Genomic DNA, 24,850 nt, shown 5'->3' with positions numbered 1-24,850 from the left:
ACCTATTCATCTGGAAAGGACATGTCATGAAGTGCCCCAAGTGTGGCTACAACAGCTTTGATTACCTCGACAGCTGTAAAAAGTGTGGCAAGGATCTGGTAGAGTTCAAGCAGCGCTTCGGAATCAAAAGTGTTCTGTTTCCCGGTGCTGGCGCGGTAGTGGCAACTGATCCGGCTCAGGATAGCGACGAGGCTTCGGAGTTGGCCGCTGCGACAGCACTCGGTGCTGCAGATGCCTCTGCGGCTGCCAAGGTCACGGAGCCGGCGGATGACAGCGCCGCTGGCGACGACTTCGGTTTTGACTTTATGGGCGAAAGCAGTGAAGAAGAAGATCTTTCCTTCGATGAACTGTTTGAAGAGGCTCCGCAAGACGACGACATGGAAGAGTCCCTTGACGCGCCTAAAAATGCGGCCGCAACCGAGGCGGCAGAGGTACAGGAAAATGACTTTGCTTTCGACATGCCCGAGGCCGATGACGATCTGGAGGACGACTTCGGATTTGATGCTGAGGATGTTGAGGCGCCGGATACTGAGCCTGAAAAACCCAAGGGATCTGCGGAGGGCCCCTCCGACCCTTTTGACTTACCGGAGTCTTCGCCCGTGGTGGGGGCTCCGGTAACCACTATTCCTGCTCAAGCCTCAACGACTGGTGCAGCGGCGGTAGCTTCCTCCGTGGTAGAGCAGCGGTGGGCGGATGATCAGGAACCTGCTGAACAAGAGCTTTCGTCCGAACCTGCTGCTGCAGAGATTTCGTCTGACGCATTGAATGTCGGTCAGGACCAACTTCGGGCTGTGGCTGAGGAAGCACCAGCCGAAGCAGATAATGAAGGAACCGTGCCGGTGGAACCGGCATCGCTGGGGGGACGCTTTGCTTCCTTTGTTTATGATGCGGTGATTCTCCTCGTCATTGGTCTGGGCTTCGTTGTTGCTGCCGAACTTTCCATGTCCAGAGAAACCGGACCATTACCGACCATGGATACGTTGATCGATCTGTCGGTTCCCTATTTTCTGATACTGTTTTCCCTCACCTTCGGATATTTTACCTTGTTTCATTTCCTCGCCGGTCAGACCCCCGGCAAAATGCTGACCAGCTTGCAGGTCGAAACCTGTGACGGTGAACCCCTGACCTTTTCCCAGGCCTTTCTGCGCAGTGTCGGCGGTCTGCTACAGCTTCTTCCTTTTGCTCTAGGCTATCTTCAGTTACTGTTCAGCGGTGATGGTCGTGGCTGGAATGACCAGCTCGCAGGGACCCGGGTTGTCAAGGTTCCCCCCAAGCAATAGTTTATCCCATTCTTAAAGCGATAAAGGATTCCAGGTTCGGGCATTTGATGAATTCATTATGCTCAAGTTCCCAGGCGATGGTGGAGCTCGGCATCGGACCGTAGTCGTGGCCAGGATAGACCCTCGTCGTTGGCGCCAGTTGTTTCAGCCGCTGCAGGCTGGTGTAGAGCTGACTCACGTCGCTGCCGGGCAGGTCAGCCCGGCCGCAGCGGCTGACGAACAGGGTGTCGCCCGAGATAATCGCATCTGCGGTAGCGAACACCACTGAACCGGGGGAATGTCCAGGGGTGTCCATGACGGTGATGGATGAATTGCCGATGGGCAGCTGCATCCCCTCTGACAATGCGATATCGGCAGCGGGAACCGCATCCGGGTGAGCGGCAAGTTGAATGCCGCCGCCGGCCAGAATGTCGCCGTTGCCTGTGATATGATCCTGATGACCGTGGGTGTTGAGTAACAGTCGTACCTTCACCTTACGGCTGACAGCTTCATCAAGCACCAGCTGCGGACGCATCGACGGATCGACGATGGCGCCCTCACGGGTTTGGGGACAGTAGAGCAGATAGGAGAAGTTCTCCATATCACTCGTCTTGAGCTGGACAATTTCGAGGGCTACCATGGGTACGTCACCGGTTCTTTTTTGCCGATGTGGCGGATTTCCATATCGATGATTTTAAAATGATCTCCGGTCTTGTGGACCACCCATTCGTCTCCCTCTTCAGGGGGCTGGGGGAATTCGCGGGAACCTAGAAAAACATCGTCATTATCGATCATCCCCCACCAGTCAAGGGAACCGGTCTGCCAGATCTTGGTCTTGAGAAAAAAGGCCATTGTTTCTCCTGTGTTTGGCGGTAAGTGGTTGAGCCATGTGAACTTAAGCCCTATAGTAGCAGAGAGAGTCAGGCAGCGACAACCAGGGATAATAGCATTTGTTCAGTGGTGAAGATGGAGCCCAATAGTGGGGGAGATGGAGGGTTGAAGCAATGAAATTCACCAAAATGCATGGCGCCGGTAACGATTATGTTTATGTCAATTGTTTTGAAGAACAGATTGATGATCCGGTGAGTTTGTCGCAACAAATCAGTGATCGCCATTTTGGTGTTGGTTCAGACGGGCTGATCCTGATCTTGCCTTCTGACTGTGCCGATCTGCGCATGCGCATGTTTAATGCCGATGGCAGCGAAGCGGAAATGTGTGGTAACGGCATTCGCTGTGTTGCCAAATATGCTTATGACCATGGTCTGATGCAGAAAACCGACATCCGGATCGAGACCGGCCATGGTGTTCTTGATCTTCATCTGTACGTTGGTAGCGCCGGTCGAGTGGAACGGGTGCGTGTTGCTATGGGGCGACCTGGGTTGACCAGGGCGACCCTGCCGATGTCCGGCCCGGCCAACGATCAGGCCCTCAATGTCCCCCTTGATCTTGCCGGCCACTCCCTCGAATTGACCTGTGTTTCCATGGGTAATCCCCATGCGGTGATCTATGTCGACGAGGTGGAGCAATTTCCGGTTGCCGAGATTGGTCCCCTGATTGAGCATCATCCCTGGTTCCCCAGGCGTACCAACGTCGAATTTGTTCAGATTATCTCGCCCGCTGAGGTGATTCAACGCACCTGGGAGCGTGGTGCCGGTGAAACCCTGGCCTGTGGTACCGGTGCCGCAGCAGTGACGGTTGCCGGGGTGGTGACCGGACGGACCGAGGGCAGAATCACTAACCACCTGCGGGGTGGAGATCTGTATATGGAATGGCTCGATGGTGGCGAGGTGCTGATGACCGGTCCGGCGGTCGAAGTATTCAGCGGGATTTATGCCCCAGGCTAAAAAAGGTTACAGGATGAAAGCGGTACTTTTTGATCTGGATAACACCCTTTATGCGCCGGATTGTGATCTGTTTTCCTTGATTGATGTACGCATCAACCGCTATATGGAAGAGATTGCCGGTATTGCCCTGGCCGACGTCGATGGATTGCGGCGTCGCTACTGGCACGACTATGGGGCCACCTTGCTGGGGCTGATTCGTCATCATGAAGTCGATCCGGAAGATTATCTCGACTACGTTCATGATGTGGATGTTGCCAGTCGTCTGGTGCCTGATCCTGCCCTGCGCGCTGTTCTCAGGGATTCCGGCATCCCCAGCTATGTCTTTACCAACGGTTCGCGTGGTCACGCCGATCGAGTCCTGGGTGCTCTTGGTATTGCTGACCTGTTTGTCGATGTCTTTGATATCCGGATTGCGGGATACCAGCCCAAACCCAATCCCGACCCCTATCAGCAGGTGCTGGGGCGGCTTGCTCTGCAGGGAGAAGACTGTGTGATGGTCGAAGATCAGCTGCAGAACCTGCAAACGGCAAAAACATTCGGTATGACCACCGTCCTGGTTGCCCCTGAAGGTCAGGCTGGAAGCGATGTTTCGTGGGTCGACAGTCATCTTCAGGCAGTGGGTGACATTGCTCCCTTGCTCAGTCGTTGGCGTGCCGGTTTCATTGATGGTTGATCCTGCCCCCTCGCAGTTATTGCTCGGCACCCATGTGTCGATTGCCGGGGGAATGGAACAGGTTTTTTCCCGGGCCGGTCTCATCGGCGCTACCGCTATTCAGGTGTTCACCCGCAATGCCAGTCGCTGGCAGGCTCCGCCCTTGACCGAAGATACCGTTGCGGCGTTTCGCGCGGCCCGACAGGCAAGCGCTGTGCGCTCTGTTGCTGCTCATAGCAGTTATCTGCTGAATCTCGCCAGCCCCGATCCAGACCAGCGGCAACGCTCGATCCTTACCTGCCTGGACGAACTGGATCGCTGTCGACGGCTCGGGATCGAGTCACTGGTTATTCATCCCGGCTCGCACAAGGGGGAAGGGGTTGCTGCCGGGTTGACAACCTTGTGTCGAAGTTTTGAGCAGATTTGTCGGCAAGGTGGTGAAGAGGTAACCATCTTGTTGGAAAATACCGCCGGCCAGGGCCATTCCCTCGGGGCGTCGCTTGATGAGTTAGCCTGGGCCCTTGAACGCCTTGATCACGGACGTTTCGGTGTCTGTTTTGATACCTGTCACGCCTTTGCTGCCGGCTACGACATCAGTTCCTCACAAGGCTATGAGCAACTGATGGAGCAGGTTGACCGGTTGATCGGGTTTGATCTTGTGCAGCTCTTTCACTTGAACGACAGTAAAAAACCCCTGGGCTCCAGGGTGGATCGTCACGAGCATGTCGGGCAGGGGTTGATCGGCGTTGAGGGATTTCGGTGTCTGATGCAGGATCAGCGCTTTGCCGATTGCCCCAAAATTATCGAAACGCCGCCGGGCGAAAGCAACTGTCACGATCTGGAAAATCTGGCCCTGTTGCGACAGCTGGCGCAACCATAGAGCTGAATCTTTAAAAAAGGATATATCATGCGGGCGGTAGTACAGCGGGTGACTCAGGCGGGAGTGACGGTAGCAGAAAAAAGAGTGGCAGATATTGCCGTTGGTTTGCTGGTGCTGCTGGGGATTGAGCAGGGAGATAATGAAAAGGACGCCGCTTATCTTGCCGATAAAATTGCCGGTCTGCGGATTTTTGAAGATGCAGCGGGTAAAATGAATCTGTCGGTCGCCGATCTTCAGGCTGAGGTGCTGGTTGTGTCGCAATTCACCCTGCTTGGAGACTGCCGCAAAGGCCGGCGTCCCGGCTTTTCAACCGCGGCAGCACCGGAGGTGGCTGAGCCCCTGTGCGACCGTGTTGTTGCCCTGTTAAGGGAGCTTGGGGTCAGGGTGCAAACCGGGGTTTTTCGGGCCGATATGGCGGTGGATCTGGTGAATGATGGGCCGGTGACCTTGCTCATCGACAGCAGAAAATTGTTTTAGCTGGAGGGTAAAATGAGAAGACTGATCCTGATCGTCATTTTTTGTCTATCGCCAATGATGGTGGAAGCGACTTTGTACTCCTGTCGTGACAGCGAGGGCCGACTCCATGTGACCGATAATTTGCAGTCCCTGCCGGATGAGTGTCGCGCTGATGTGCGTGAAGTCGAGGCCGGCGATCCTGACAACCTGCATTTTGTTCCCGAAACGTCCCCTCCTCCGGTAGAGGACACCCGTTCCCGTTTTGAGCTGGAGGTGCTTGAACAACAGCGGCGGCAGCAGGAGCAGGAACAACGTGAAGAACAGTTGATCCGTCAGGCACGGAGTTTGGTTTCCCGGTTTGAGCAGGCCCAGCAGGATCGGCGCAATGCCATCAGGCGTTGGAGTGCTGATTCACGTCGTACAATTGAACAAGCGGCTACTGACATGGCTGCAGCCCGCAACGGTAAGCAGCAGTTGCTGACCACTCTTGGGCAACAGCGGGTGTCGATCAGGACCTCTGAACAGGTGCGGGCCCTTCTGGAGCAGATCCCCGAACCTTGATCGGTGAGCCGAGTGGGGAACAGACCTTTATTTGTCCTTGAGCCGTTCATTGATGTGGGTGCGTAGCCGCAAAAAAGCGTCATTATTAATAGTACGGGGCTTTTCCAGATCAATCTCGATATCATGACTGATTCGCCCCGGGTTCTTTTCAAACAGCAGAATCCGATCACCGAGCAGCAGCGCTTCGCTGACATCGTGGGTAACAAAGAGGATGGTTGGTGCGAATTGTCGACGCAGTTCCTGCAGCTGGCTGCGGCTTATGTCATTCTCCCGGCACGCTTGAAAAACAGGCGCAGCAGCAGGTGCAGGCCGGTATCGCATATGCGACCGATCAGGGCAAACAGGATGATGCCGACGATGATGATAGCGTTGCGCCCCAGCATGCAAAAAGGTTGACCGGGAAGGGTCAAATGGATAATTTTGATGAATCCGATAGTATCTATCGTGTAGGCCGATAGGAGCGATTATGACCTTGCGTCAGCTTGAACTGTTTGTCGCGGTTGCCGAAACCGGCAGTTTTTCCCGTGGTGGTGAGCTTTTGTCCCTGACCCAGTCAACGGTGAGTCAACATATTGCTGCTTTGGAGGAGGAGTTCGGGACACGACTGCTGGATCGGATCAGCAAAGGGGTTATCCTTACTGCCGGCGGGAAGGTTTTTCTCCATCAGGCCCGGATGATTCTGGCCGAGGTTGATCTACTGAAACAGGCGATGAACCGTTTTCATGGCATTGATCATGCTCACCTTGAGCTGGGGGCGAGCAATATTCCCGCCAATTACCTGGTGCCAAGGTTGCTGCCGTTATTGCAAAAGCATTATCCGGGAATTTCAATGACGGTGGGAATGGGTGATACCCAGCAGGTTCTCGATGATATCCGTACTCAGCGGGTGGAGCTGGGACTGGTCGGCGGTCGCATTGAAAATAATCTTTACCGTTACACGCCGATTATGTCGGACGAATTGATTTTGATTGCCGGCGCCGATCATCCTTTGTGCGAGGTTGGAACGATCAGTCTCGATCAAGTGTTTGAGCTGGAGTTGGTGGTTCGAGAAGACGGTTCCGGAACCTGGCAGAGCCTGAAAAATGCCTTGATTAAAGCGGGTTGTGACCCGCAGTCACTGCATGTGCTGGCGCGCCTGGGAAGCAACGAAGCGGTACGTCGTACCGTCGCAGCCGGCTATGGCTGCGCTTTTGTTTCTGATCTGTCGGCCAGAGAAAGCATCCAGCGCGGGGAACTGCGTCGGATTGAGGTCGATGGGCTGCGGATTGTCCGGCAACTCTGGCTGGCAGAGATGGCTGAACGCACCATCTCCCCGGCGGCCCAGGCGGTAAAACAGCTGGTTCTTGAAACCTTTGGAAACGGCGAATGATAAGGCCGGTCCGAAGGGCTTTACATTCTCCATTTTCCGGTTAAACTATGTTGTGTTATTTTCTGCAGACAAAATGCTATTAATTTTCACGGATCGACTTGTTACTAATGAAAAGGAGCGCTGCTAATGAGAAAACAGATTATTCGCTATATCGGTAAGCCTTTGTGTCTTTTCCTTGTTCTGTGTTTTCTTACCGTCGACGTCGGTATCCGTAGTGCGCAGGCAGGGATGATCAGTACCGAGTCGGTTCTTGCTGCACAGACCAATCATGCTGCGCGCTCGCAGGTTGTGGATTTTTTTGCGCGCGAGGATGTTCAGCAGGTCATGATGAGTCAGGGGGTGGCTGCTGATGAAGTTGCTGCGCGGGTCGCCAGCCTTTCTGATGCGGAGATTATGCAGATTGCCGCCGAACTTGATCAACTTCCCGCTGGGGCCAGCCTCGGTACGGTGGTCGGTGCCGTCCTCTTTATTTTTGTGGTCCTGCTGATTACCGATATTTTGGGGTATACAAAGGTCTTTACCTTTGTCCAGCCCATTCGTTAGATGCTGGAACGCAGTTTAAAAAGCGCAGGTAGGCGGTGGCTTGCCTGCGCTTTTTTTGGTAGTTTTATTCTCATTGCGAGCGGCTGCAGCTCCTATCAATATCCCCATGCTTTACGCCCTGAGCCGCAACGACTTCACCTCAGTGAGGCCCCTTTTTTTGCCCAGCAAGAGTACCAGTGTGGGCCGGCAGCGCTGGCCATGCTGCTGGCGTGGAATGGCCACGACGTTTTCTTGCCCCAACTGGAGGGACAGGTTTACTCGCCGGAGCTTCAAGGGAGTCTGCAACCGTCTATCGTTGCTGCTGCTCGGCGGCAGGGTTATCTGGCATATCCTCTGAGTGGCTGGTCTGAACTGGTGGCGGAGTTGAAAGGTGGGCAACCGGTGATGATTCTGCAGAATCTTGGCTTGTCCTGGTATCCCCGGTGGCATTATGCCGTGGTCATTGGTTACGATCAGGGCGAAAAAAGGGTCCGGCTCCATTCCGGAGTTTACCCTGGCATGGAGATGTCAATGGGGGTGTTTGAGCGCACTTGGCGCCGGGCTGATTATTGGGGGCTGGTGGTCGTTCCCCCGTCTGTCTTGCCGAGCAGTGCAACCGAAATCGCCTATCTGACCGCTGTGGTTGGTCTGGAACGGGCCCGACAATTTTCAGCTGCTACAACCGCTTATCTGACTGCTACCAAGGCCTGGCCCGACAGTTTTGTTGCCTGGATCGGGGCAGGGAACAGCAGCTATCAGGCAGGAGACACGGCGACGGCCATCCGTTCTTTTCGTCAGGCGGCAGCGCTGCGGCCTGACGACGGTATTCCCCTGAACAACCTGGCCCTGGTACTTGCGCAGGCAGGACGCCGCACGGAAGCCCTGGCAGTAATTGACCAGGCGATCGCTCAGGGTGGGGATCGTCAGGAGGTGTTTCGACAAACCCGCCAGAAGATTGTTGCTGATAGCGCACCGATCAACTGAACTGATTCTGCCCTGGCATCAGGCAGACCCTGTTTACTTCAGCAGTTTGCTGATGATTTCCCGGTATTTGGTTTCGATGATGTGGCGCTTTTTTTTCAAGGTGTTGGTCAGTTCTTCGCCGGCGGTAAACTCCGTATCAAGAAAATGAATGTTCTGGAGTTTTTCAAAGGGCTTGAACCCTTTTTTGGCATTCAGCAGCGTATTGATTTCTGCCTTCACTCGGTCGAGGACCTTTTGGTCAGCAAGTAATTGGTCCTTGGTCTCGGTCAGTTGCTCAGCCTTATCGGCGATGAATTCACGTAGTCGTTCCATATCGGGAATAATCAGTGCCCCCAGCCCTTTTTTGTCCTGTCCGACCAGAACCGCATCGGTGACGAAGGGGAGTTGGGTAATGGTCGATTCAATCCGACTGGGATCGATGTTCTCACCGCTGGCCAGAACAATAATCTCTTTTGAGCGACCGGTAATAACCAGTTCGCCGCTCAGGGTCAACTTGCCCAGATCACCGGTGCGAAAAAAACCGTCCGTAGTAAAGGCGTTGTGATTTTCTGTGTCGTCCTGGTAATAACCGGGAAACACCTGCTCCCCGCGGACCTCAATCTCCCCTTCTTCGCCGGCGGCCAGTATTCGACCATCCTCTGCGACGATGCGCAGTTCCGTGCCTTTGGTAGGTGGCCCCAGGGTGCCGAATACCTCACAGTTCAATGCCCGTCCGGCAATGGCCGGAGCGCATTCGGTCATGCCGTAAGCGTTGACGATGCGGATACCGATGGCATCAATCCACTCATCGAGATAGGCCGGCAGGCTGCCGCCGCCACTGATTGCCATGCGTAAGCGCCCACCAAAACGTGCCTGCACGGCGGCAAGTTTTTTTTGAGCGAAACGATAAGGCAAAAACAAGGTGACCAACATGCTTAAGGAGGCCAGCTTGTGGCCGGCAATAACCAGGGGGTTGAGCTTGTGAAAACGCGGCTGCTGGTTTTTCAGCCGCCGCCGATGAAATCGATAAGTTGCTGAAATAGCTACGAGCTTCTTAAACATACGGGCTTTGCGCGGGTTCTGCTTTTCAAGGGTCTGATTGATTTTGGTGTACATCGATTCCCACAGGCGTGGCACCGTTGCGACCAGGGTCGGTTTGTAGGTTTCCAGATCGGCCGCAAAGGTTTTGATGCTTGAATAAACGGTGCAGCACCCTTGAGATAGTGCAAGATACTCACACGCCCGCTCAAAAATATGCCAGCTTGGCAGAATCGAGACAAAACTGTCGGTTTCTTTCAGGGCGATAATTTCCGGCAGGGTACGGACATTGTACATGATATTGCGGTGTGTGAGGATGACCCCCTTGGGATTACCGGTGGTTCCCGAGGTGTAGATCAAGGTAAAGGTGTCATCCAGGTTCAGAGCGTAGCGCCGGGCAATGAATTCTTCCCGGTCGGTTGGAGTGATGTTGCGGTTGTCCAGAATGTCGTTGTAGCTGTAGACATTATCGAACCAGCGGTGGGTTTTTCCCCCCTCGATGACGAACACCGACCGCAATTTCTTCATCTTTTTGAGTATCGGGCTGTGGGCCTTGAGCAGCGCTTCGGTTTCAATCACCAGAAACTCGCAGTCGGCATGTTCGAGGATATATTCGAGCTCGCAGGTTGGGGTGTCGCTGCCACGCGGCACGCTGATCGCTCCCAGGGAGATCAGGGCAAAGTCGGTGACAATCCAGCCGTAGCGGTTGTCTGACAACAGCATGACCTTACTGCCCTTGCCGATCTTGTGGGAGGCAAAGGCCTTGGCCAGAATCAGGGCATCTTCAAAGAGCTTGGCGTAGCTGACCTGAAACTCACTGCCGGCGGCCCGGTAGATAAAAGCGCTGTGTTCAGCGTAATTCTCACAGCCGGCAAGTAGGGTGTCGTAAAGGGTGGCCTGTGGCGTGATGACGGCAACCATGGTGGTTACTGGCCACAGCACTTTTTGAATTTTTTACCGCTGCCACAGCCGCATGGGTCGTTACGGCCGATCTTGGAGACCGTCACCGGTGGGGATTTGATCATTTCCCCCTCGGTAAACAGCCAATCGCGACCGACTTTGGCAAAATGGGCACGCTCATGATGGCTGCGGATCACCCCTTTGTCGCGAAAACGGGCAATGAATTCGACCTCACCCTGTTCGTCGTCGGAGCCACCGGCGTTGGTGCCAACGATTTCTAAACCAAGCCACTGGGATTTTTCTGCCCAGCTTTTGGTTCCCTTGTGGTCGTAGTTGACGCGGTGGTCAGGGTGGGTGCTCTGGTAAAGAAAATCGACCGCCACCTTGTCGTGGGCACTATAGCGGGCACGCATCAACTCTTCGGCGCTGGCTGCGATTCTCTTGCCGGTGATGACCGGCTCACAGCAATCAGCATAGTTGAGATTAGTTCCGCATGGACAAAGGCTCATGGACGTCTCCTTTTTTCATCTACTGGAATGATCCAGCCATAAACGGTTGGATAGTATCTGAAGAATTACTGGTTCAATGTGGGTTGTTCTGTTGCCATTCGCGCCCTCCGAGCTTTACGCCGTTCACGGATCATCCGCGTGTCTTCGTAAAGATCACTGTAGGTAGCCTGCAGGGCCTGCTCAAAAGTGGCTAGTTCGCCATTGTTTTCTGCGATAAAGGCTGCGGCATCAGCTCGCTGGGCAAAAGCCCATTTAGCGCGTCTGCTCATCACCCCGGGGCGTTTGCCACCAATGACCCAGAAAGCGCTTTCAGCGTCAATCAGCTCGTCGGTCTTATAATCACCGACCATCATCGTTACCGGCGCCTTGTCAAGATTGTTGACCATATCCACGGCCGCACAGCGGATGCTGCAGGTACCGATTTCACTGCCGTCGTCATACACCAGCAACATTCGGCTGAAGGAGAATTTATCACGATCCATCCCGCAATGAGGACAAGAGGAGTGGTTGACAATGTCGCTCTGAGAGCCGATAACTAAGGTGGCTACAAACAACAGGGAAAAAAACAACATAATGATTTTTTTCACAATAATCTCCTCGTAAGTTGGGGCATCATTGCCATTGCATAGGAATAACAACCTGACCGCATCCTTGTACCAGCAAATGATGGCAACGACAAGAGCTTGGCGAAAAATTGCCCCAAGCCGGATGATGCCGCAGTAGCGGAGAACGACCGTATATGGATCCTCTTTATTCCCTGGCTCTAATGACCGGATTGTTTGGTTCTGCCCACTGTATCGGTATGTGTGGCGGTATTGTCACCGCCCTGTCATTGACAGCTGATGGGCGCAATAGCGGGCCCTTTTTTCATCTGCTCTACAATATTGGCAGGACCATCACCTATGGTTTTATCGGATTAGTGGTCGGTTGGCTCGGTTCAGCCCTGGCGATGAGTGGTTCTTATCAACAGGTGACCCTTGGCCTGTTGCTTTTCAGTGATATTCTTGTCATTCTCATTGGTTTGGGTAGCGCCGGACTGTTCTCGCGAATCAATATCATGGCCCTTGAATTTGCCGGGCCGATTCAGTATCTGACCCGTGCGGTCAAAGGATTACGCCGATTGCCGCCGGCGTTATCGGCGTTACCCTTGGGGATGTTATTTGGTTTTTTGCCCTGTGGACTGCTGTACGCCATGGCGATCACTGCTGCCGGCAGCGCCGATCCATTGCGCGGTGCCATTACCATGATCGCTTTCGGTGTCGGAACAATCCCGTCTTTGTTTCTGGTCGGTAGTGCCGCTCAGTGGTTCAGCCGCAAACGCAACTGGATGCTGAAAGGGGCCGGGTTGCTGGTGGCCCTGATGGGTTGTTACAATCTGTTTCGACATTTGACCATGGATGTTGTTTGTCATTAGCAGGTTGTTTGAAAACGATCTGGAGAAGTCGATGGAAGAATCAGTTAATAAGATTATTGTTCAACTTCTGAATCTGCTCAACATTGAAGGTGGCTACGCCTGGATCATCCAGGCTTTTATCATCGTTCTGCTGACATCCTTTGTCAGTTATGGGGTCAAAAGGGTTTTTGACCGTCTCGAAAAAACGGCGCTGACCACCAAAACCTTCTGGGATGATTTGCTCATCAGTTCAGCCCGCAAGCCGGTGCGGATTTTTGTTTGGCTTAATGGTCTGTTATGGGCGACTGAAGTCGTTCGTCAGGTATCGAATGAGCCGATTTTTAATTTTATCGAGCCGATCCGTGAAGTTTCCTTTATTGTGATCTTTGCCTGGTTTATGACCGGTTTTATCAATAAGGGTGAAGTGACAATTCAAAGCCCGAAAAGGGTGCACAAGCCGCTGGATGCGACAACCGCTTCGGCGCTGGGCAAACTGCTGCGGTTATCGGTGCTGATTACGACCGCACTGGTGGTCTTGCAGACCCTGGGTTTCAGCATCTCCGGGGTCTTGGCCTTTGGCGGCATTGGCGGTATTGCCGTCGGTTTCGCTGCCAAAGATCTGCTGGCCAATTTTTTTGGCGGTCTGATGATCTATCTGGATCAGCCGTTCAGGGTCGGCGACTGGGTCCGTTCCCCTGATAAGGAGATTGAAGGCACGGTTGAAAACATCGGCTGGCGCCTGACCTGTATCCGTACCTTTGACAAGCGGCCGCTCTATGTTCCCAATGCGACCTTCGCCACGATCTCGGTGGAAAACCCATCGCGCATGACCAACCGGCGGATTTTTGAAACCATCGGGGTGCGTTACGCTGATGGCAACAAGGTTGTGGCAATTGTCAAGCAGGTCAAAGAGATGCTGTGCTCGCATCCGGATATCGCAACGGAACTGACGATGATCGTCAATGTTAATCGCTTCGCCGCCTCATCCATCGATTTTATGGTCTATACCTTTACCAAAACCACCAACTGGGTAGAATTTCACGGCATCAAAGAGGATGTGATGCTCAAGATTATGGGGATTATTGAAGATAACGGGGCAGAGATTGCTTACCCGACCCAGACGATTCATCTCGAATCACCGGAACCCGATCCGCAGGAACAGTAAATCCAGGTTATGGGGGCATCCCCATACTTAAACATCTAAAGGAGACAGAGATTATGGCAAAAGCAAGCGCGCGGCACATTCTGGTGCCATCAGAAGCAGACTGTAATACCTTAAAAAAAATGATCGAAGGCGGCGAGGATTTCGCTGTCGTGGCGAAACAGCATTCAAAATGCCCGTCCGGCAAGCAAGGCGGCGCACTGGGAGAATTTTATCCCGGACAGATGGTCAAGGAGTTTGACGAGGTGGTCTTTTCCGGTGATATCGGCAAGGTGCTGGGTCCGGTCAAAACCCAATTCGGTTATCATTTGATTGAGATTACCAGCCGCACCGACTCATAGTTTCTGTCCGGAATCTGATAAGCACCGACTCTGCCAGTTGCGGTCATGGATAGGGGTGTTGTCAGGTTAGTTCTTACGGCGGAACAGCCCGGTTTTTAAACTCGATACCCGGTCAAGAAAGAGCAACCCGTCGAGATGATCGATTTCGTGTTGGATGGCAATTGCCTCAAACCCTTCGGCACGAATAACGCAGCGGATGTTGTTTTCATCCTGATACTGGACAACAACAGCTTCAGCCCGGGTGACGTTGCCGGTATAGTCCGGAACCGACATGCAGCCTTCACGGGCTTCGCATGACCCTTCTTGCTCGATAATTTCCGGATTGACCATCTGCATCAGACCATGATTTCCCTGTTTTTTCCCCAGTTTGCTGCCAGATACATCCACCACGACAGCACGGCGCAGATCACCAATCTGGGGGGCGGCAATACCGACCGAATGGCCGGCAGCCACCATCGTATCGACCAGATCCTGGAGCAGGTTACGGACGGAGTCGTCAAAATTTTTAATCGGTTCGGAAACTTCTTTGAGCAGTGGTTCCGGATACACCAGTACGGTTTTTACAGCCATCAGTTACAACTCCACAGCAATCAACGAACGTACGGAAATATCAACCTGCAATTGCTTCTTTAATGCTGTCATCCAGTTTTCCATGGCAGCGACTTCAATGGCTGCCGGCAGGATCGCTTCAATCATCATGACGTAGACCGGCTTTTCCGGTGTGCCGATAAGTTTGGTGTTCAAGTCGGTAATGTTGATCTGGTGCTCTCCCAGAACCTTGGCCACCTGATAGACAATCCCGGGCTTATCCGCTCCGTAAACGGAAATCATACATTGTTCCCCTTCCAGTTCAGGGCTGATTTCACCTCCCGGTTTCATGGTGCGAATGAACACCGACAGGTTGGTTTCTTCGAGATGGCGAAAATCTTCTTCGAACTGATCCTTGGAGGTGATGTTGGGGTTGGAGATGATCAGGATCATGGAGAATTGGCCACCCAAAATCGAGCAGCTGGAATCAGCAATATTGAAGCCGAGGCGGTAGAGAATTTCGGTTACCTGGGCAACAATACCAGGCCGGTCACGGCCAATAATGGTCAGGGCAAAGTATTGCATGGCTCCTCCTTGTGGATAAAAAAAATGACAGAAAATAATAATGCCTGATTTGCCGTGGGTAGGCAAGATTGGCCGGAGCGGTTCTTTAAGAATTCAAATCGATCAGGTTGATGTTGTGGTTCAACAAACTTCCAACTGCTGGATCGCTTTAATCAATTCACTGAATTGGTAGGGTTTTTTCAGGAAACCGGCGAGGCCTTTGCCGACGAATTTCTGGGCAACTTCCTGCTGGTTGTAGCCGCTGCAGATAATCACTTTGACCTCTTTGGTGATGCGACGAAATTCGCGGTATGCCTGTTCCCCGTCCATCTGCGGCATGGTCAGATCCATCAGCACAAAGCGGATGTCCTTGTGGTGCCGGCGGAACAACTCCACGGCACCGAGTCCATCATGAGCGGTCAGCACTTCAAAGCCCAGCTCTTCGAGCATCTCTGTCCCGATGTCAAGGATTGCTTCTTCGTCGTCGATCAGCAGTACCAGGCCGCCGGGACTGAAGGTTATGTTGGTGTCGATATCATCAGCAGGAGTCTCCGGCAGCGTTGAGGCCGGCAGCAGCACTTTAAAGGTACTGCCCTTACCAACTTCGCTGTACAGCTTGATTGCTCCCTGGTGGCCACGAACAATCCCCAGGACGGCCGCCATACCGAGTCCCCGCCCGGTGAATTTGGTGCTGTAGAAGGGTTCAAAAATGCGATCTAACTGATCAGAATTCATCCCGCAGCCGGTATCAGCAACCTCGACGTAGACATATCGCCCTTCCGGCAGGTGTTCATCTAACCAGGTTTCACTCAGGTAATGACTGTCACAGTCCATGGCGCCGGTAACCACGGCGATCACGCCACTGTGGTCACCAATCGCCTCCGAGGCGTTGATCACCAGATTCATGATCACCTGGTGTAGCTGAGTGGGATCCGCTTCAACCGTCGGCAGATCTTCGTTCAAGTCGTAACGCAGCAGCGCTTTTTTACTGATCGAAACTGCGAGAATCGGTTCCATCTCAAGAACCAGTCGCGACAGATTGACTGGTGCAACAACGAACTTTCCTTTGCCGGAATAGGCCAGCATCTGATTAGCCAGATTTGCCGCTTTACCAGCGGCATGTTTGATCTGCAGAAGATGGTTGGCAAGGGCTGTCTCGTCGTTGAATCGACGTTGAGCCAGTTCACAATGTCCGAGTACCGCCAACAGGATATTGTTGAAGTCATGAGCAATGCCGCCGGCAAGAACCCCGAGGCTTTCCAGCTTCTGGACCTGGAGCATCTGCTCTTCCAGCTTGCGTCGCTCCTCTTCCGCTTTGACCCGTTCGGTGATATCGCGGGTGATGGAGAGAAGACAGGGCTCGCCGTTGATTTCGATTAATCGTGCCGACATCAGGCCGATCAGGATCCGTCCGTCCTTGCTGCGAAATGGTGCCTGTAGTCCGTGTACCTCGCCATCCGCACTAAGCCCGTCAACCAGTTTTTGACGATCCTCGGCCCGGCACCAGATGTCCAGATCCCCCGGCAGAGAACTGCGGCCGATGACTTCCTCCTCGGTCCAGCCCATGGCCTTGGTGAACCCTTCATTGATCTCAATATAGACGCCATCACGAAGACGGTTGATATTGACCGCATCCGGACTGAGCTTGAACGCCCGGGAGAATTTTTCTTCGGAATAGCGCAGCGCCTCTTCCATTTTCTTGCGATTGCTGATGTCGCGCATAAAACAATGATAGGTTCCGTCCGGTAGAACTCTGGCACTCATTTCAATGCTGATCAGATCACCGTTTTTCCGCAGAAGCTGTCTCTGTCGGTGGACGGTTTTGCCGGCCTGAAGCAGGTCATAACGCAAGGGTTCACGTTGCAGTTCGTTGACGGGGAACAGTCGGCTGATGTTCATGCCGATCAGTTCCGGTTGTGGATAACCGCTTAACTCAAAAGCGCTAAGATTAGCTGAGGTGATATTGCCCTGGGGGTCACCAAGAAAGATGGCATCTGCGGCATGTTTGATGAGATCCTGACAAATCGAAGATTTATCTTCGAAATCAGCTAACTGGTTTTTCAGGGCCTGATTTTCCTGCTTTAAAGCGTCAACTTCGCGGACAAGCTGTTGCAGAAGTTCACTGTCTTTAGAACCTGACGTCATTCCCTGTCTCCCCTAATTAGTTTAAAATCCGATCTACAATCAACACCGTAAACAATAAGGCCATCGACAGATTCACCAGATGAAAGCGCCGCAGGGCGATCTCTTCGGTAGAGCCGGATCTTGTGTTGATAAGACCGGCAAGCAACATGAGTAATCCGGCTAAGAGAATGGCTGTGGCAAAGAGATGAGCGATAAATCCGAACAGGGGAAAGAGCAGGTAGCAGAGAAACAGGGCGGCTATCCAGCAGTTGTTGATCTGCAGCAGCCTTTGGGTTGGGATGGTGTGAAATAGATCCGGCAGGCCGCTGCGCCGCAGATCATCACGATAGCGACACAAGAGCAGCCAGGTGTGTGGGATCTGCCAGACAAATAAGGTGCCGGCAAGAATAATAGCGGGTTGGGTTAGCAGAGCCCCCCCCGCAGCGGTCCAGCCGATGAGTGGCGGCAGGGCACCACAAACAGCGCCGGGCAGGGCGGCAAAAGCGGTCCTGCGTTTGAGCGGGGTGTAGATGGCGTTATACCAGATGACAGCCAGGGCACCGATCAGCAGCGGCAGGTAGTCCGGTATTTGTGCCAGCAGCGTCAGGCCGATAATAATCTGGACCAGGGCTGCCAGCAGAACAAACGTTTCACTGAATTGGGCCGCCGGCAAGGGGCGCATGCAGGTGCGCAGCATGCGCTGGTCGAGGTCGGCCTCCTGCCATTGATTGAGTGCTGAACTGCCCCAGGCGAGCAATAGGGTTCCTCCCAATACCAGCAGAATCTGCCATGACCAGACCCCTCCGGCGAAGAGATATCCGGTCAGGGCTGACAGCGCGACCATGGCTGACAGCTCCAGCCGCACCATTCGGCGCAGAGCTTGGAGGTTGGTCAGCAGGCGCCGGGTCGATGTTGTCCGGCTGTCATGGGGAAGAGATAACGACAAGGTCTGTTATCCTTATTGCTGGAGCAGATGCTCAACAATGGCATCCAGTTCTTCCGGGCTCAGATAATCGCTAGGCGGCATGATATCCGGGTAGCCCTTGACTGTTTCGACGCTCGGATCGACCAGAGCGCGCAGCAGATAATCAGCATCGGCCTGTTGGGTAACCTCTTTGCCATCGCGGATAATGGTGATGTCGCGACTGCTGATTCCCTGAAAAGTGGGTCCAATGCTGGGGCTGCCGTCCGTCGAATGGCAGCCGGTACAGCCGTTGATTTCGATCAGGCGCGCGCCGTCAAGAGGGGCTGATGTTGTATCCGGTCGCCCCATCATGTAGTCGACCAATGACTGCAGATCGTCATTGTTCAGGCTGGCCTCATCGTACGACGGCATCATGGCCGGATAGCCCTGAACAACCTCGTAATTGGCCTCACGAATAGCGCGAATCAGGTAGTCATCGTCGATAGTAATCTCTGTCGTCTGCCCATCAATCTCTACCTGTCGGGGTGAGCCTGCCAGTTCAAACAGGGATGGACCGATACCGGGAGTGCCGTCAATGCTGTGACAGCCGATACATCCCTGCTCGCGCAGCACCACCAGCCCGCGATGCTCCGGCGGCGCATCGGCGACCAGCCAGGCGGCGTAATCCTCTGCGCTCAAAGCTTCGATCGTGGTAATCATGTCGGCGTGTCCGACACCACAGTACTCGGTACAGAAAATATCATAGCTGCCAGGTTTGGGGGCCTCAAACCAGACGTAGGTTTCCAGACCCGGCACCATATCTTTTTTGATGCGGAAGGCCGGCACGAAAAAACTGTGAATCACATCAGTTGACTGCAGGCGCACCTTCACCGGGGTGTTGGCCGGTACAAACAACCGGTTTTCACGGCGGCCATCCGCGTATTCGAATTGCCACGACCACATGCGCGCGGTAGCACTGACCTCCATCGCGCCCTCAGGAACTTCGGTCAGACCGACGTAATTGACCCAGCCATACCAGAACATGGTCAGGACGATCAGGGTCGGCAGGACCGTCCATATAGCTTCCAGGACAATGCTGTGATCAACATCGGATGTTGGCTCCGGACACCTCGAACGGCGGTACTTGACGACAAAATAAATAGTAACAATGGTGATCCCGAGCAGCAGTAGCAGAGACAGGCCGAAGATGTAGATCATGACACCGTCAACAAGTTGAGCTGTCGGGTTGTCAGTGGGAAGCAGGGTCACGGCAGCACCTCGCGGTAGAGAACATCGGTAAAGGTTAGACCAATGAAGATAACCAGAATGATCAGCATGGCGAGCAGGCCGATTTTAAACAATAGCGATTCCTGACGCAGATGCATAAAAACAAACAGCACCAGGGCCGATTTCAACGAGGCCACAGACAAGGCAACCCAGATATTCACCGCGCCAAAATCAAATTGGGCAACCCCGACGGTTATGCCGGTTAAGATGATCAGGGCAACCCAGATAAGGATAAATGTCTGGTAGGGAACAGGTTCGTGCTTTTCTTCCGACATGCAAACCTCCCGATGTTTCAGATAATCAGGTAGTACAGGGGAAACAGAAAAATCCACACCAGGTCAACCAGGTGCCAGTAGAGGGCCGAGTTTTCCAAGAGCACATAGCGATCGCTGGTCACCTTGCCCTTGGCTACCATCACTGCTACAACGGTAATCAGGGTGGCGCCGATCAGCACATGCAGGCCATGCAGACCGGCGGTAAAGTAATACAGGTTGAAAAACGAGGTGACCCCCGGCCCCATGTCACGCAAGGTTTCCGACGCGGGGTAGATGCCCAGGGAAATCTCGTGGGACCATTCAAAATATTTATTGATCAAAAACACAATAGCCAGGCCGATGGTCGCCACGCACAGGTTGATGCAAAGGCGGATCTGGTTGCGCTGAATGGCAGTAATGGCTAGGGCGATGGTCAGACTGCTGGTTAGCAGCACGACGGTATTTGCGCCACCGAACCAGATGTTCAGCTTGTTACTGGCGGTTATATACTCTTGCGGATAGGTGATCAGGGCTATGGCATAGAGAATGAACAAGCCACTGAACAGGATCACCTCGGTATAAAGGAACAGCCACATACCGAAACGATCGCCGGTGTCATCACGATGTTCAAAACTCATCGGCTTTGACTCCTTTGTAGTCGTAGGGGCCGCGGGTAACGACCGGATCCTCCTTGCCGAAGTTGAGCATCGGCGGTGGTGACGGCACCTGCCATTCGAGGGTCGCTCCGCCCCAGGGGTTCATACCGATCAGCTTGCCGTTAAGCATGCCCTTGAGCAGATTGGCGAACATCATGATCAAGCCGGCAGCCAGTACCCAGGAGCCCAAGGTGGCAACCATGTTGAGAGTTTGAAATTCGGGGAGATAATCGTAGTAGCGACGCGGCATCCCCTGAATACCCACGGCCTGCATCGCCATGTAGGTGACATTGAAACCGACGAACAACAGCCCCCAGGCAATAAATGCGATCTTATGATTGTACATGCGCCCGGTGAATTTCGGCAGCCAGTAGTGCAGGGCGGCAAAGAAAGCAAAGCCGGTACCACCGAACATGGTGTAGTGAAAGTGACCGACGACAAAGGTCGTGTCGTGCAGATGAATATCGGCCGCTGCCGCGCCTAAGGCCAACCCGCCGAGACCCCCAATGGCGAATTGAAGGATAAAGGCCAGGGCATAGAGCATCGGTGGTCCGAGCTGGATGGACCCCTTATACAGGGTTGAAATCCAGTTGAATATTTTGATCGCACTGGGGATGGCAACGATGAAGGTCAATAGTGAAAACACCAGGATGGCAAAATCACTCATGCCACTGGCATACATGTGGTGGGCCCAAACCAGTGAACCGGCAAAGGCAATCGCCAGGCTTGAAATTGCCATGGCCCAATAACCGAACAACGGCTTGCGTGAAAAAGTCGGGATGATTTCGGATATCACGCCCATGGCCGGCAGGATCATGATGTACACCGCAGGGTGAGAGTAGATCCAGAACAGATGCTGAAAGAGAATCGGGTCACCACCGCTGGCGACGTCAAACAGTCCGGCTCCGAAGAAGCGCTCCAGCATCACCAATACCAGAGTGATGCCGAGCATTGGTGTCGCCAGCACCTGAATCCAGGCGGTGGCGTAGAGGGTCCAGACAAACAGGGGCAATCGTCCCCACCCCATTCCTTCAGCACGTAAACGGTGAATGGTGGTGACAAAATTGATCCCGGTAAGAATCGACGAAAAACCGAGCATAAAAGCGGCCATGGCGGCGAGACTGACGTTGGTGGATGTCTGGGTGCTGAAGGGGACGTAAAATGTCCAGCCGGTATCAGGGGCCCCGGTGCCGGTAAAAATGGCCAAAATCGCCAGAATCGCGCCGCTGATATACAAATACCAGGACAGCAGGTTGAGCTTTGGAAAGAAAACATCCCGCGCGCCAATCTGGATTGGCAGCAGCAGGTTACCGAAAGCTGCCGGGATACTGGGGATAATGAACAAAAAGATCATAATAATGCCGTGAACCGTGAAGGTGGCATTATAGGTCTGGGCCGTCATGATGTGTTGGCCGGGAGTAAATAGTTGCAGACGCATGGCCAGGCCGAGCACGGCAGCAACAATAAACATGGTGGTGATGCAGCCGAGGTACATCATGCCGATGCGTTTGTGGTCGGTTGAGAGCAACCAGCCCAGCACGCCGGAACGGGGGCTCTCGCTGTAGAATCCGCTATTGGTCAAGGGGGTTTTTGTCATGATTTTTTCTTTCTACCGCTGAAGAACAGAAACAGAAAAAAACTGCCGAGGGTTAACAGGATGACAGTTCCACTGACGCGCAACAGGTTAAAGACATAACGGCGGTTTTCGGCATCATAGGTAAAACAAAATTCAAGGGCTTTGCTGATCGGCGTGCTGATGCGCCCTTCTGCAGCTTCTAGAATCGCCATGGTCAGGGTGATCGGCGGAATCGACTGACCAATCAGATAACGAACAATGGTACCGTCAGCGGCAACAATAAAGGCGGCGGTGGGGTGAACAAAGTCATTCCCCTCCTGGTAAAAATAATAGCCGGCGGAGTCCGTCAGTTTAAGAATATTTTCTTGCTCCCCGGTTAAAAAATGCCAGGCTTCCGGGGGGAAGTCGGTACGGGTGGCGGTGAGAAATGTGCGTTGGCTGTGGGCCGCCATGGCGACGGTTTCTGTCGGGTCAAAGCTCAAGGTGATCACCTGGTAATCCTTGCCGGGGGTCAGGCGCATTTTCGGCAAGGTTGACGACAGGCCGCCGAGCAATACGTTACAGACCGTGCGGCAATTGTAAAAAACCGGCACAATCAAGGTCGGGCGGTCAATCAGGTCGGCAAGTTGCACTTGTTGACCATTTGAGTCAGTAAAAGTCAGCCCCAAGGGAATCTTCTCCCCCAGTTGCATGTCCAGTGCCACGCGTTTTTCCTGCGCCAGTGCGGTGCCCTGGAGCCATAGACATATCAACAGAAAAATGAGAAAAGAACGCAAGAGCAGCTCCCTGCAGGTGACAATAGTTTTAATTCGGCAGATACTGAAGTTGAAACGGTCGCTGACAACGGACCAAGTTTACTCAACCAGTAAAGAATTGTAAACATCGTGAGGAAAAAAGATTTTTTATTCCATCATCTGTGGGTGGCCGATGGCTGGTTGCATCCATGAAGGGAATCGACGTGGATACGCTGTTTAAGAGGCCCTGGCGTGATTTGCTGGTCAGCCATTATCGTTTGCTGCTGGTGGTCCTTTTGGTGCTACTGGTCACGGTACTTCACTATCTTACCTCGAACCTGCACACGCCATTTCATGATATTTATCGACGCCTCTATTATTTACCCATTGTTCTGGGTGGGGTTTGGTTTGGGTTGCGTGGCGGCTTGCTGGCCGCAGTGTCAGTGTCATTATTATATCTGCCCCATGTGTTGTTGCAGCTGGTTCCCTTCCATGGCAACCTGCTCGAGCAGATGCTTGAAATGCTGCTCTATCACGTGGTCGGCGGCGTGACCGGGCTGCTCTCCCAGCGCGAGCGCCATCAGCAGAAGCTTTATCAGCAGACAGCGGAACGCCTTGAACGCAGTTATGCTCAGCTGCGCCGACAAGCCGATGAATTGATTGCTGCCGAAATGGACCTACGCAGCAAAGATCGTCTGTCGATACTGGGGGAAATGAGCGCCGGTTTGGCTCATGAAATCCGCAATCCTTTGGGATCCATTCGCATGGCGGCGGAGGTAGTGACAGAAGGACTGACCGAGGGGGATCAACGTTACGAATTCGCGCAGATATTGCAGAAAGAGACACAGCGGCTGAATAATGTCCTCGAAGACTATCTGGGACTGGCGCGCGCGCCGGCAGACAAGGCGGAAAAGGTTATGCTTCAGGAGATTTTCTCCGAACTTAAAGTGCAGTTGTCGCCTCTTGCAGCGACATCCGGTGTTGTCATCAATATTGAGGTTGCCGACGAGTATCTCTTTGTTGAGTCCTTACCCTTGCGCCAGGCTTTGTTGAATCTGGCCCAGAATGGGATTCAATCAATGGCGAGAGGCGGTGGCACGTTGGCCTTGTCAGCGCACAGGGAAGCAGACCAGCTGGTGCTGCGGGTTAGTGATAACGGAGAAGGGATGCAGCGGGATGTGCTGGAAAAAATGTTCACCCCGTTTTATACCACCCGCGAGCATGGTACCGGACTGGGCCTGGCGATAACCCAGCGGCTGGTCCAGCGCCTCGGAGGTGATTTGCAGGTCGATAGTGAGCCGGGGGCAGGCACAACCTTTTACCTTCGCCTGCCCATGAAACAACAAACAGCCAGATCTGCGACATTGAAGCGACCTGACGTTGTTTTGTGACGATTCAACGTCAGGTCGTTTTGTTACTGTCATGGCCTGGAAACACATATCTGTTCAGCACCGGGCCTTTGAATCCTCTGTCAAGGGATGCTTTTCGTCATCCATGACCGCTTTTTGTCGCCGTCCATGGCGACAACAACCCTTGCCACAGGATCCAAAGGCCCTGCGCAAGGGTAGTGCTGAATAGTTGCTCCCTCTTTAATGACCGGAATGGCCGTACCAATCCATCTTCCAGGACATCATCAGATCAATTTCCGCCTGTTGGGTTGCGATAATTTCGTGTGCCAGATCCCTGATTTCATCTCGTTGCGATTTGTCCAGAGCATCCGCAGCCATGTCAACCGCTCCCTGATGGTGAGGAATCATGGCCAGAATAAAGCGTAAATCAAACTCCGCGTCTTTTGCACCGAGATCACCACTCATTTTCATTGCGGCAATCTGAGCCGGCGACATGGGCACCGATGTGCCGCTTGTCGAATCATAGGCCATGGGTTCCGGACCGGCTTGAGGATACCAATCATTTTTCCATCGATTCATCAGGTCGATTTCTTCAGCCTGAGCGGCGATAATCGCTTCTGCCAACTGCCGAATTTCAGGTCGTATCGATTTGAGCAGTGCTTCTTCGGCCATCTCGACGGCACCCTGATGATGAACGATCATGCCGTCTATGAAGCGCAGATCATAGGTTTCGTCAGCAGGACCCATATCCATGCCATGATCCATGCCATGCCCCGCTTCCTGTGTCTGATGACCCTCATCATGGGTTCTGGTGCAGGCCGATACAAAGACAACTGTAGCCAATAAAAGACCGACTATTAACCATCTTTTAACGAGTTTCATTTGATCTGTTCTCCTTTTATTGTTTTTAATGTGCTGGATTCTTTCTTTCACCAACGCGACGTATTTTCTGTTTCATATGGGTTCACTTTTATTGAACCGATTGTAACAGCACAAATGATGCCAATATATAGATGTTGATATGG

General features: G+C 53.3%; 29 protein-coding genes. 13 read left to right on the top strand and 16 right to left on the bottom strand.

Features of this window, described 5'->3' with window-relative positions; genetic code table 11:
* Window positions 1–26 precede the first annotated feature (26 nt).
* Entirely contained in the window at window positions 27–1,280 is a 1,254-nt protein-coding gene (locus ICT70_RS07605; RefSeq protein WP_191155145.1) for an RDD family protein, read from the top strand.
* A gap of 1 nt (window position 1,281) precedes the next feature.
* Here ICT70_RS07605 and ICT70_RS07600 read toward each other — a convergent pair whose 3' ends face one another.
* On the bottom strand, window positions 1,282–1,899 hold the full coding sequence (locus tag ICT70_RS07600; protein WP_191155143.1) for a hydroxyacylglutathione hydrolase family protein: 618 nt from the start codon (window positions 1,897–1,899) through the stop codon (window positions 1,282–1,284).
* On the bottom strand, window positions 1,893–2,111 hold the full coding sequence (locus tag ICT70_RS07595) for a hypothetical protein (protein ID WP_191155141.1): 219 nt from the start codon (window positions 2,109–2,111) through the stop codon (window positions 1,893–1,895). Before ICT70_RS07595 ends, ICT70_RS07600 begins: the two co-directional genes overlap by 7 nt.
* A 152-nt stretch (window positions 2,112–2,263) precedes the next feature.
* Between ICT70_RS07595 and dapF the strand changes: the two genes are divergently transcribed.
* Genes dapF through ICT70_RS07570 form a run of 5 tightly spaced genes read left to right on the top strand, consistent with a single transcriptional unit; the run spans window position 2,264 to window position 5,652 of the window.
* Window positions 2,264–3,103 carry a diaminopimelate epimerase gene (dapF, locus tag ICT70_RS07590; protein ID WP_191155139.1) on the top strand — a complete coding sequence of 280 codons (840 nt, stop codon included), beginning with the start codon at window positions 2,264–2,266 and terminating at the stop codon, window positions 3,101–3,103.
* Between the two features lie 13 nt (window positions 3,104–3,116).
* Entirely contained in the window at window positions 3,117–3,776 is a 660-nt protein-coding gene (locus ICT70_RS07585; RefSeq protein WP_191155137.1) for a pyrimidine 5'-nucleotidase, read from the top strand.
* A complete protein-coding gene (locus ICT70_RS07580) occupies window positions 3,769–4,635 on the top strand; it encodes a deoxyribonuclease IV (RefSeq protein WP_191155135.1) in 867 nt (288 codons plus the stop codon). The genes ICT70_RS07585 and ICT70_RS07580 overlap by 8 nt, the downstream gene beginning before the upstream one ends.
* Window positions 4,636–4,662: 27 nt before the next feature.
* Window positions 4,663–5,112, top strand: a complete 450-nt coding sequence (gene dtd / locus ICT70_RS07575; RefSeq protein ID WP_191155133.1) for a D-aminoacyl-tRNA deacylase — start codon at window positions 4,663–4,665, stop codon at window positions 5,110–5,112.
* A gap of 12 nt (window positions 5,113–5,124) precedes the next feature.
* Complete coding sequence (locus ICT70_RS07570) at window positions 5,125–5,652, top strand: DUF4124 domain-containing protein (protein ID WP_191155131.1); 528 nt, start codon at window positions 5,125–5,127, stop codon at window positions 5,650–5,652.
* A gap of 27 nt (window positions 5,653–5,679) precedes the next feature.
* Here ICT70_RS07570 and ICT70_RS07565 read toward each other — a convergent pair whose 3' ends face one another.
* On the bottom strand, window positions 5,680–5,973 hold the full coding sequence (locus ICT70_RS07565; protein ID WP_191155129.1) for a hypothetical protein: 294 nt from the start codon (window positions 5,971–5,973) through the stop codon (window positions 5,680–5,682).
* Between the two features lie 145 nt (window positions 5,974–6,118).
* Here ICT70_RS07565 and ICT70_RS07560 point away from each other — a divergent pair, with 145 nt between their 5' ends.
* From ICT70_RS07560 to ICT70_RS07550, 3 genes are all read left to right on the top strand, one after another.
* A complete protein-coding gene (locus tag ICT70_RS07560; RefSeq protein ID WP_191155127.1) occupies window positions 6,119–7,021 on the top strand; it encodes a selenium metabolism-associated LysR family transcriptional regulator in 903 nt (300 codons plus the stop codon).
* Window positions 7,022–7,147: 126 nt separating this feature from the next.
* Complete coding sequence (locus ICT70_RS07555) at window positions 7,148–7,564, top strand: PA2779 family protein (protein WP_191155125.1); 417 nt, start codon at window positions 7,148–7,150, stop codon at window positions 7,562–7,564.
* On the top strand, window positions 7,565–8,527 hold the full coding sequence (locus tag ICT70_RS07550; protein ID WP_191155123.1) for a PA2778 family cysteine peptidase: 963 nt from the start codon (window positions 7,565–7,567) through the stop codon (window positions 8,525–8,527). It abuts the gene before it with no gap.
* A gap of 33 nt (window positions 8,528–8,560) precedes the next feature.
* Here ICT70_RS07550 and ICT70_RS07545 read toward each other — a convergent pair whose 3' ends face one another.
* The 3 genes from ICT70_RS07545 to ICT70_RS07535 all read right to left on the bottom strand — a co-directional run bounded on the left by ICT70_RS07545 (window position 8,561) and on the right by ICT70_RS07535 (window position 11,540).
* Window positions 8,561–10,486 carry an AMP-dependent synthetase/ligase gene (locus ICT70_RS07545; RefSeq protein ID WP_337906790.1) on the bottom strand — a complete coding sequence of 642 codons (1,926 nt, stop codon included), beginning with the start codon at window positions 10,484–10,486 and terminating at the stop codon, window positions 8,561–8,563.
* On the bottom strand, window positions 10,471–10,953 hold the full coding sequence (locus ICT70_RS07540; RefSeq protein WP_191155121.1) for a YchJ family protein: 483 nt from the start codon (window positions 10,951–10,953) through the stop codon (window positions 10,471–10,473). The genes ICT70_RS07545 and ICT70_RS07540 overlap by 16 nt, the downstream gene beginning before the upstream one ends.
* Window positions 10,954–11,018: 65 nt before the next feature.
* Window positions 11,019–11,540, bottom strand: coding sequence for a nitrous oxide reductase accessory protein NosL (locus ICT70_RS07535; RefSeq protein WP_337906789.1), 522 nt, complete (start codon window positions 11,538–11,540; stop codon window positions 11,019–11,021).
* A gap of 152 nt (window positions 11,541–11,692) precedes the next feature.
* Here ICT70_RS07535 and ICT70_RS07530 point away from each other — a divergent pair, with 152 nt between their 5' ends.
* Genes ICT70_RS07530 through ICT70_RS07520 form a run of 3 tightly spaced genes read left to right on the top strand, consistent with a single transcriptional unit; the run spans window position 11,693 to window position 13,849 of the window.
* Window positions 11,693–12,367, top strand: a complete 675-nt coding sequence (locus tag ICT70_RS07530; protein WP_191155119.1) for a sulfite exporter TauE/SafE family protein — start codon at window positions 11,693–11,695, stop codon at window positions 12,365–12,367.
* Between the two features lie 31 nt (window positions 12,368–12,398).
* Complete coding sequence (locus ICT70_RS07525; protein ID WP_191155117.1) at window positions 12,399–13,511, top strand: mechanosensitive ion channel family protein; 1,113 nt, start codon at window positions 12,399–12,401, stop codon at window positions 13,509–13,511.
* 23 nt (window positions 13,512–13,534) lie between these two features.
* On the top strand, window positions 13,535–13,849 hold the full coding sequence (locus ICT70_RS07520) for a peptidylprolyl isomerase (RefSeq protein WP_337906801.1): 315 nt from the start codon (window positions 13,535–13,537) through the stop codon (window positions 13,847–13,849).
* A gap of 66 nt (window positions 13,850–13,915) precedes the next feature.
* On the opposite strand, the gene def is transcribed toward ICT70_RS07520, so the two are convergent.
* The 9 genes from def to ICT70_RS07475 all read right to left on the bottom strand — a co-directional run bounded on the left by def (window position 13,916) and on the right by ICT70_RS07475 (window position 22,446).
* Window positions 13,916–14,419: a peptide deformylase gene (gene def, locus ICT70_RS07515; protein ID WP_191155113.1), complete on the bottom strand. Its 504-nt coding sequence runs from the start codon at window positions 14,417–14,419 to the stop codon at window positions 13,916–13,918.
* Between the two features lie 3 nt (window positions 14,420–14,422).
* Window positions 14,423–14,962 (bottom strand): glycine cleavage system transcriptional repressor, encoded by a 540-nt coding sequence (locus tag ICT70_RS07510; protein ID WP_191155110.1) that lies wholly within the window; start codon window positions 14,960–14,962, stop codon window positions 14,423–14,425.
* 120 nt (window positions 14,963–15,082) lie between these two features.
* A complete protein-coding gene (locus tag ICT70_RS07505) occupies window positions 15,083–17,086 on the bottom strand; it encodes a hybrid sensor histidine kinase/response regulator (RefSeq protein WP_191155108.1) in 2,004 nt (667 codons plus the stop codon).
* 16 nt (window positions 17,087–17,102) lie between these two features.
* Complete coding sequence (locus ICT70_RS07500; protein ID WP_191155106.1) at window positions 17,103–18,011, bottom strand: protoheme IX farnesyltransferase; 909 nt, start codon at window positions 18,009–18,011, stop codon at window positions 17,103–17,105.
* A gap of 12 nt (window positions 18,012–18,023) precedes the next feature.
* Complete coding sequence (gene coxB, locus ICT70_RS07495) at window positions 18,024–19,238, bottom strand: cytochrome c oxidase subunit II (protein ID WP_337906788.1); 1,215 nt, start codon at window positions 19,236–19,238, stop codon at window positions 18,024–18,026.
* Window positions 19,235–19,531: a cytochrome C oxidase subunit IV family protein gene (locus ICT70_RS07490; protein ID WP_191155104.1), complete on the bottom strand. Its 297-nt coding sequence runs from the start codon at window positions 19,529–19,531 to the stop codon at window positions 19,235–19,237. Before ICT70_RS07490 ends, coxB begins: the two co-directional genes overlap by 4 nt.
* 17 nt (window positions 19,532–19,548) lie before the next feature.
* Window positions 19,549–20,148, bottom strand: a complete 600-nt coding sequence (locus ICT70_RS07485) for a cytochrome c oxidase subunit 3 family protein (RefSeq protein ID WP_191155102.1) — start codon at window positions 20,146–20,148, stop codon at window positions 19,549–19,551.
* Window positions 20,138–21,763, bottom strand: a complete 1,626-nt coding sequence (locus ICT70_RS07480; RefSeq protein ID WP_191155100.1) for a cytochrome c oxidase subunit I — start codon at window positions 21,761–21,763, stop codon at window positions 20,138–20,140. Before ICT70_RS07480 ends, ICT70_RS07485 begins: the two co-directional genes overlap by 11 nt.
* Window positions 21,760–22,446, bottom strand: a complete 687-nt coding sequence (locus ICT70_RS07475) for an SCO family protein (protein ID WP_337906787.1) — start codon at window positions 22,444–22,446, stop codon at window positions 21,760–21,762. Before ICT70_RS07475 ends, ICT70_RS07480 begins: the two co-directional genes overlap by 4 nt.
* A gap of 239 nt (window positions 22,447–22,685) precedes the next feature.
* Here ICT70_RS07475 and ICT70_RS07470 point away from each other — a divergent pair, with 239 nt between their 5' ends.
* Window positions 22,686–23,867, top strand: a complete 1,182-nt coding sequence (locus ICT70_RS07470; protein ID WP_191155098.1) for a two-component system sensor histidine kinase NtrB — start codon at window positions 22,686–22,688, stop codon at window positions 23,865–23,867.
* A gap of 198 nt (window positions 23,868–24,065) precedes the next feature.
* On the opposite strand, the gene ICT70_RS07465 is transcribed toward ICT70_RS07470, so the two are convergent.
* Window positions 24,066–24,707 carry a DUF305 domain-containing protein gene (locus ICT70_RS07465; protein ID WP_191155096.1) on the bottom strand — a complete coding sequence of 214 codons (642 nt, stop codon included), beginning with the start codon at window positions 24,705–24,707 and terminating at the stop codon, window positions 24,066–24,068.
* Between the last annotated feature and the right edge of the window lie 143 nt (window positions 24,708–24,850).

Origin of the sequence: Pelovirga terrestris, assembly GCF_014773365.1 — a bacterium.
Lineage (GTDB): Bacteria > Desulfobacterota > Desulfuromonadia > Desulfuromonadales > Geopsychrobacteraceae > Pelovirga > Pelovirga terrestris.
Note: the sequence above shows the minus strand (reverse complement) of the source record. Positions and strands in the feature narration are given on the sequence as shown.

What these genes read in the sequence shown, in the direction of transcription:
- ICT70_RS07470 (WP_191155098.1), top strand. Translation starts at nt 22,686, where the DNA reads ATGAAGGGAATCGACGTGGATACGCTGTTTAAGAGGCCCTGGCGTGAT.
- ICT70_RS07600 (WP_191155143.1), bottom strand. Translation starts at nt 1,899, where the DNA reads ATGGTAGCCCTCGAAATTGTCCAGCTCAAGACGAGTGATATGGAGAAC.
- ICT70_RS07485 (WP_191155102.1), bottom strand. Translation starts at nt 20,148, where the DNA reads ATGAGTTTTGAACATCGTGATGACACCGGCGATCGTTTCGGTATGTGG.
- ICT70_RS07490 (WP_191155104.1), bottom strand. Translation starts at nt 19,531, where the DNA reads ATGTCGGAAGAAAAGCACGAACCTGTTCCCTACCAGACATTTATCCTT.
- ICT70_RS07570 (WP_191155131.1), top strand. Translation starts at nt 5,125, where the DNA reads ATGAGAAGACTGATCCTGATCGTCATTTTTTGTCTATCGCCAATGATG.
- ICT70_RS07540 (WP_191155121.1), bottom strand. Translation starts at nt 10,953, where the DNA reads ATGAGCCTTTGTCCATGCGGAACTAATCTCAACTATGCTGATTGCTGT.
- ICT70_RS07560 (WP_191155127.1), top strand. Translation starts at nt 6,119, where the DNA reads ATGACCTTGCGTCAGCTTGAACTGTTTGTCGCGGTTGCCGAAACCGGC.
- ICT70_RS07480 (WP_191155100.1), bottom strand. Translation starts at nt 21,763, where the DNA reads ATGACAAAAACCCCCTTGACCAATAGCGGATTCTACAGCGAGAGCCCC.
- ICT70_RS07565 (WP_191155129.1), bottom strand. Translation starts at nt 5,973, where the DNA reads ATGCGATACCGGCCTGCACCTGCTGCTGCGCCTGTTTTTCAAGCGTGC.
- dtd (WP_191155133.1), top strand. Translation starts at nt 4,663, where the DNA reads ATGCGGGCGGTAGTACAGCGGGTGACTCAGGCGGGAGTGACGGTAGCA.
- ICT70_RS07585 (WP_191155137.1), top strand. Translation starts at nt 3,117, where the DNA reads ATGAAAGCGGTACTTTTTGATCTGGATAACACCCTTTATGCGCCGGAT.
- def (WP_191155113.1), bottom strand. Translation starts at nt 14,419, where the DNA reads ATGGCTGTAAAAACCGTACTGGTGTATCCGGAACCACTGCTCAAAGAA.
- ICT70_RS07510 (WP_191155110.1), bottom strand. Translation starts at nt 14,962, where the DNA reads ATGCAATACTTTGCCCTGACCATTATTGGCCGTGACCGGCCTGGTATT.
- ICT70_RS07555 (WP_191155125.1), top strand. Translation starts at nt 7,148, where the DNA reads ATGAGAAAACAGATTATTCGCTATATCGGTAAGCCTTTGTGTCTTTTC.
- ICT70_RS07550 (WP_191155123.1), top strand. Translation starts at nt 7,565, where the DNA reads ATGCTGGAACGCAGTTTAAAAAGCGCAGGTAGGCGGTGGCTTGCCTGC.
- ICT70_RS07525 (WP_191155117.1), top strand. Translation starts at nt 12,399, where the DNA reads ATGGAAGAATCAGTTAATAAGATTATTGTTCAACTTCTGAATCTGCTC.
- ICT70_RS07465 (WP_191155096.1), bottom strand. Translation starts at nt 24,707, where the DNA reads ATGAAACTCGTTAAAAGATGGTTAATAGTCGGTCTTTTATTGGCTACA.
- ICT70_RS07580 (WP_191155135.1), top strand. Translation starts at nt 3,769, where the DNA reads ATGGTTGATCCTGCCCCCTCGCAGTTATTGCTCGGCACCCATGTGTCG.
- ICT70_RS07505 (WP_191155108.1), bottom strand. Translation starts at nt 17,086, where the DNA reads ATGACGTCAGGTTCTAAAGACAGTGAACTTCTGCAACAGCTTGTCCGC.
- ICT70_RS07530 (WP_191155119.1), top strand. Translation starts at nt 11,693, where the DNA reads ATGGATCCTCTTTATTCCCTGGCTCTAATGACCGGATTGTTTGGTTCT.
- ICT70_RS07605 (WP_191155145.1), top strand. Translation starts at nt 27, where the DNA reads ATGAAGTGCCCCAAGTGTGGCTACAACAGCTTTGATTACCTCGACAGC.
- dapF (WP_191155139.1), top strand. Translation starts at nt 2,264, where the DNA reads ATGAAATTCACCAAAATGCATGGCGCCGGTAACGATTATGTTTATGTC.
- ICT70_RS07595 (WP_191155141.1), bottom strand. Translation starts at nt 2,111, where the DNA reads ATGGCCTTTTTTCTCAAGACCAAGATCTGGCAGACCGGTTCCCTTGAC.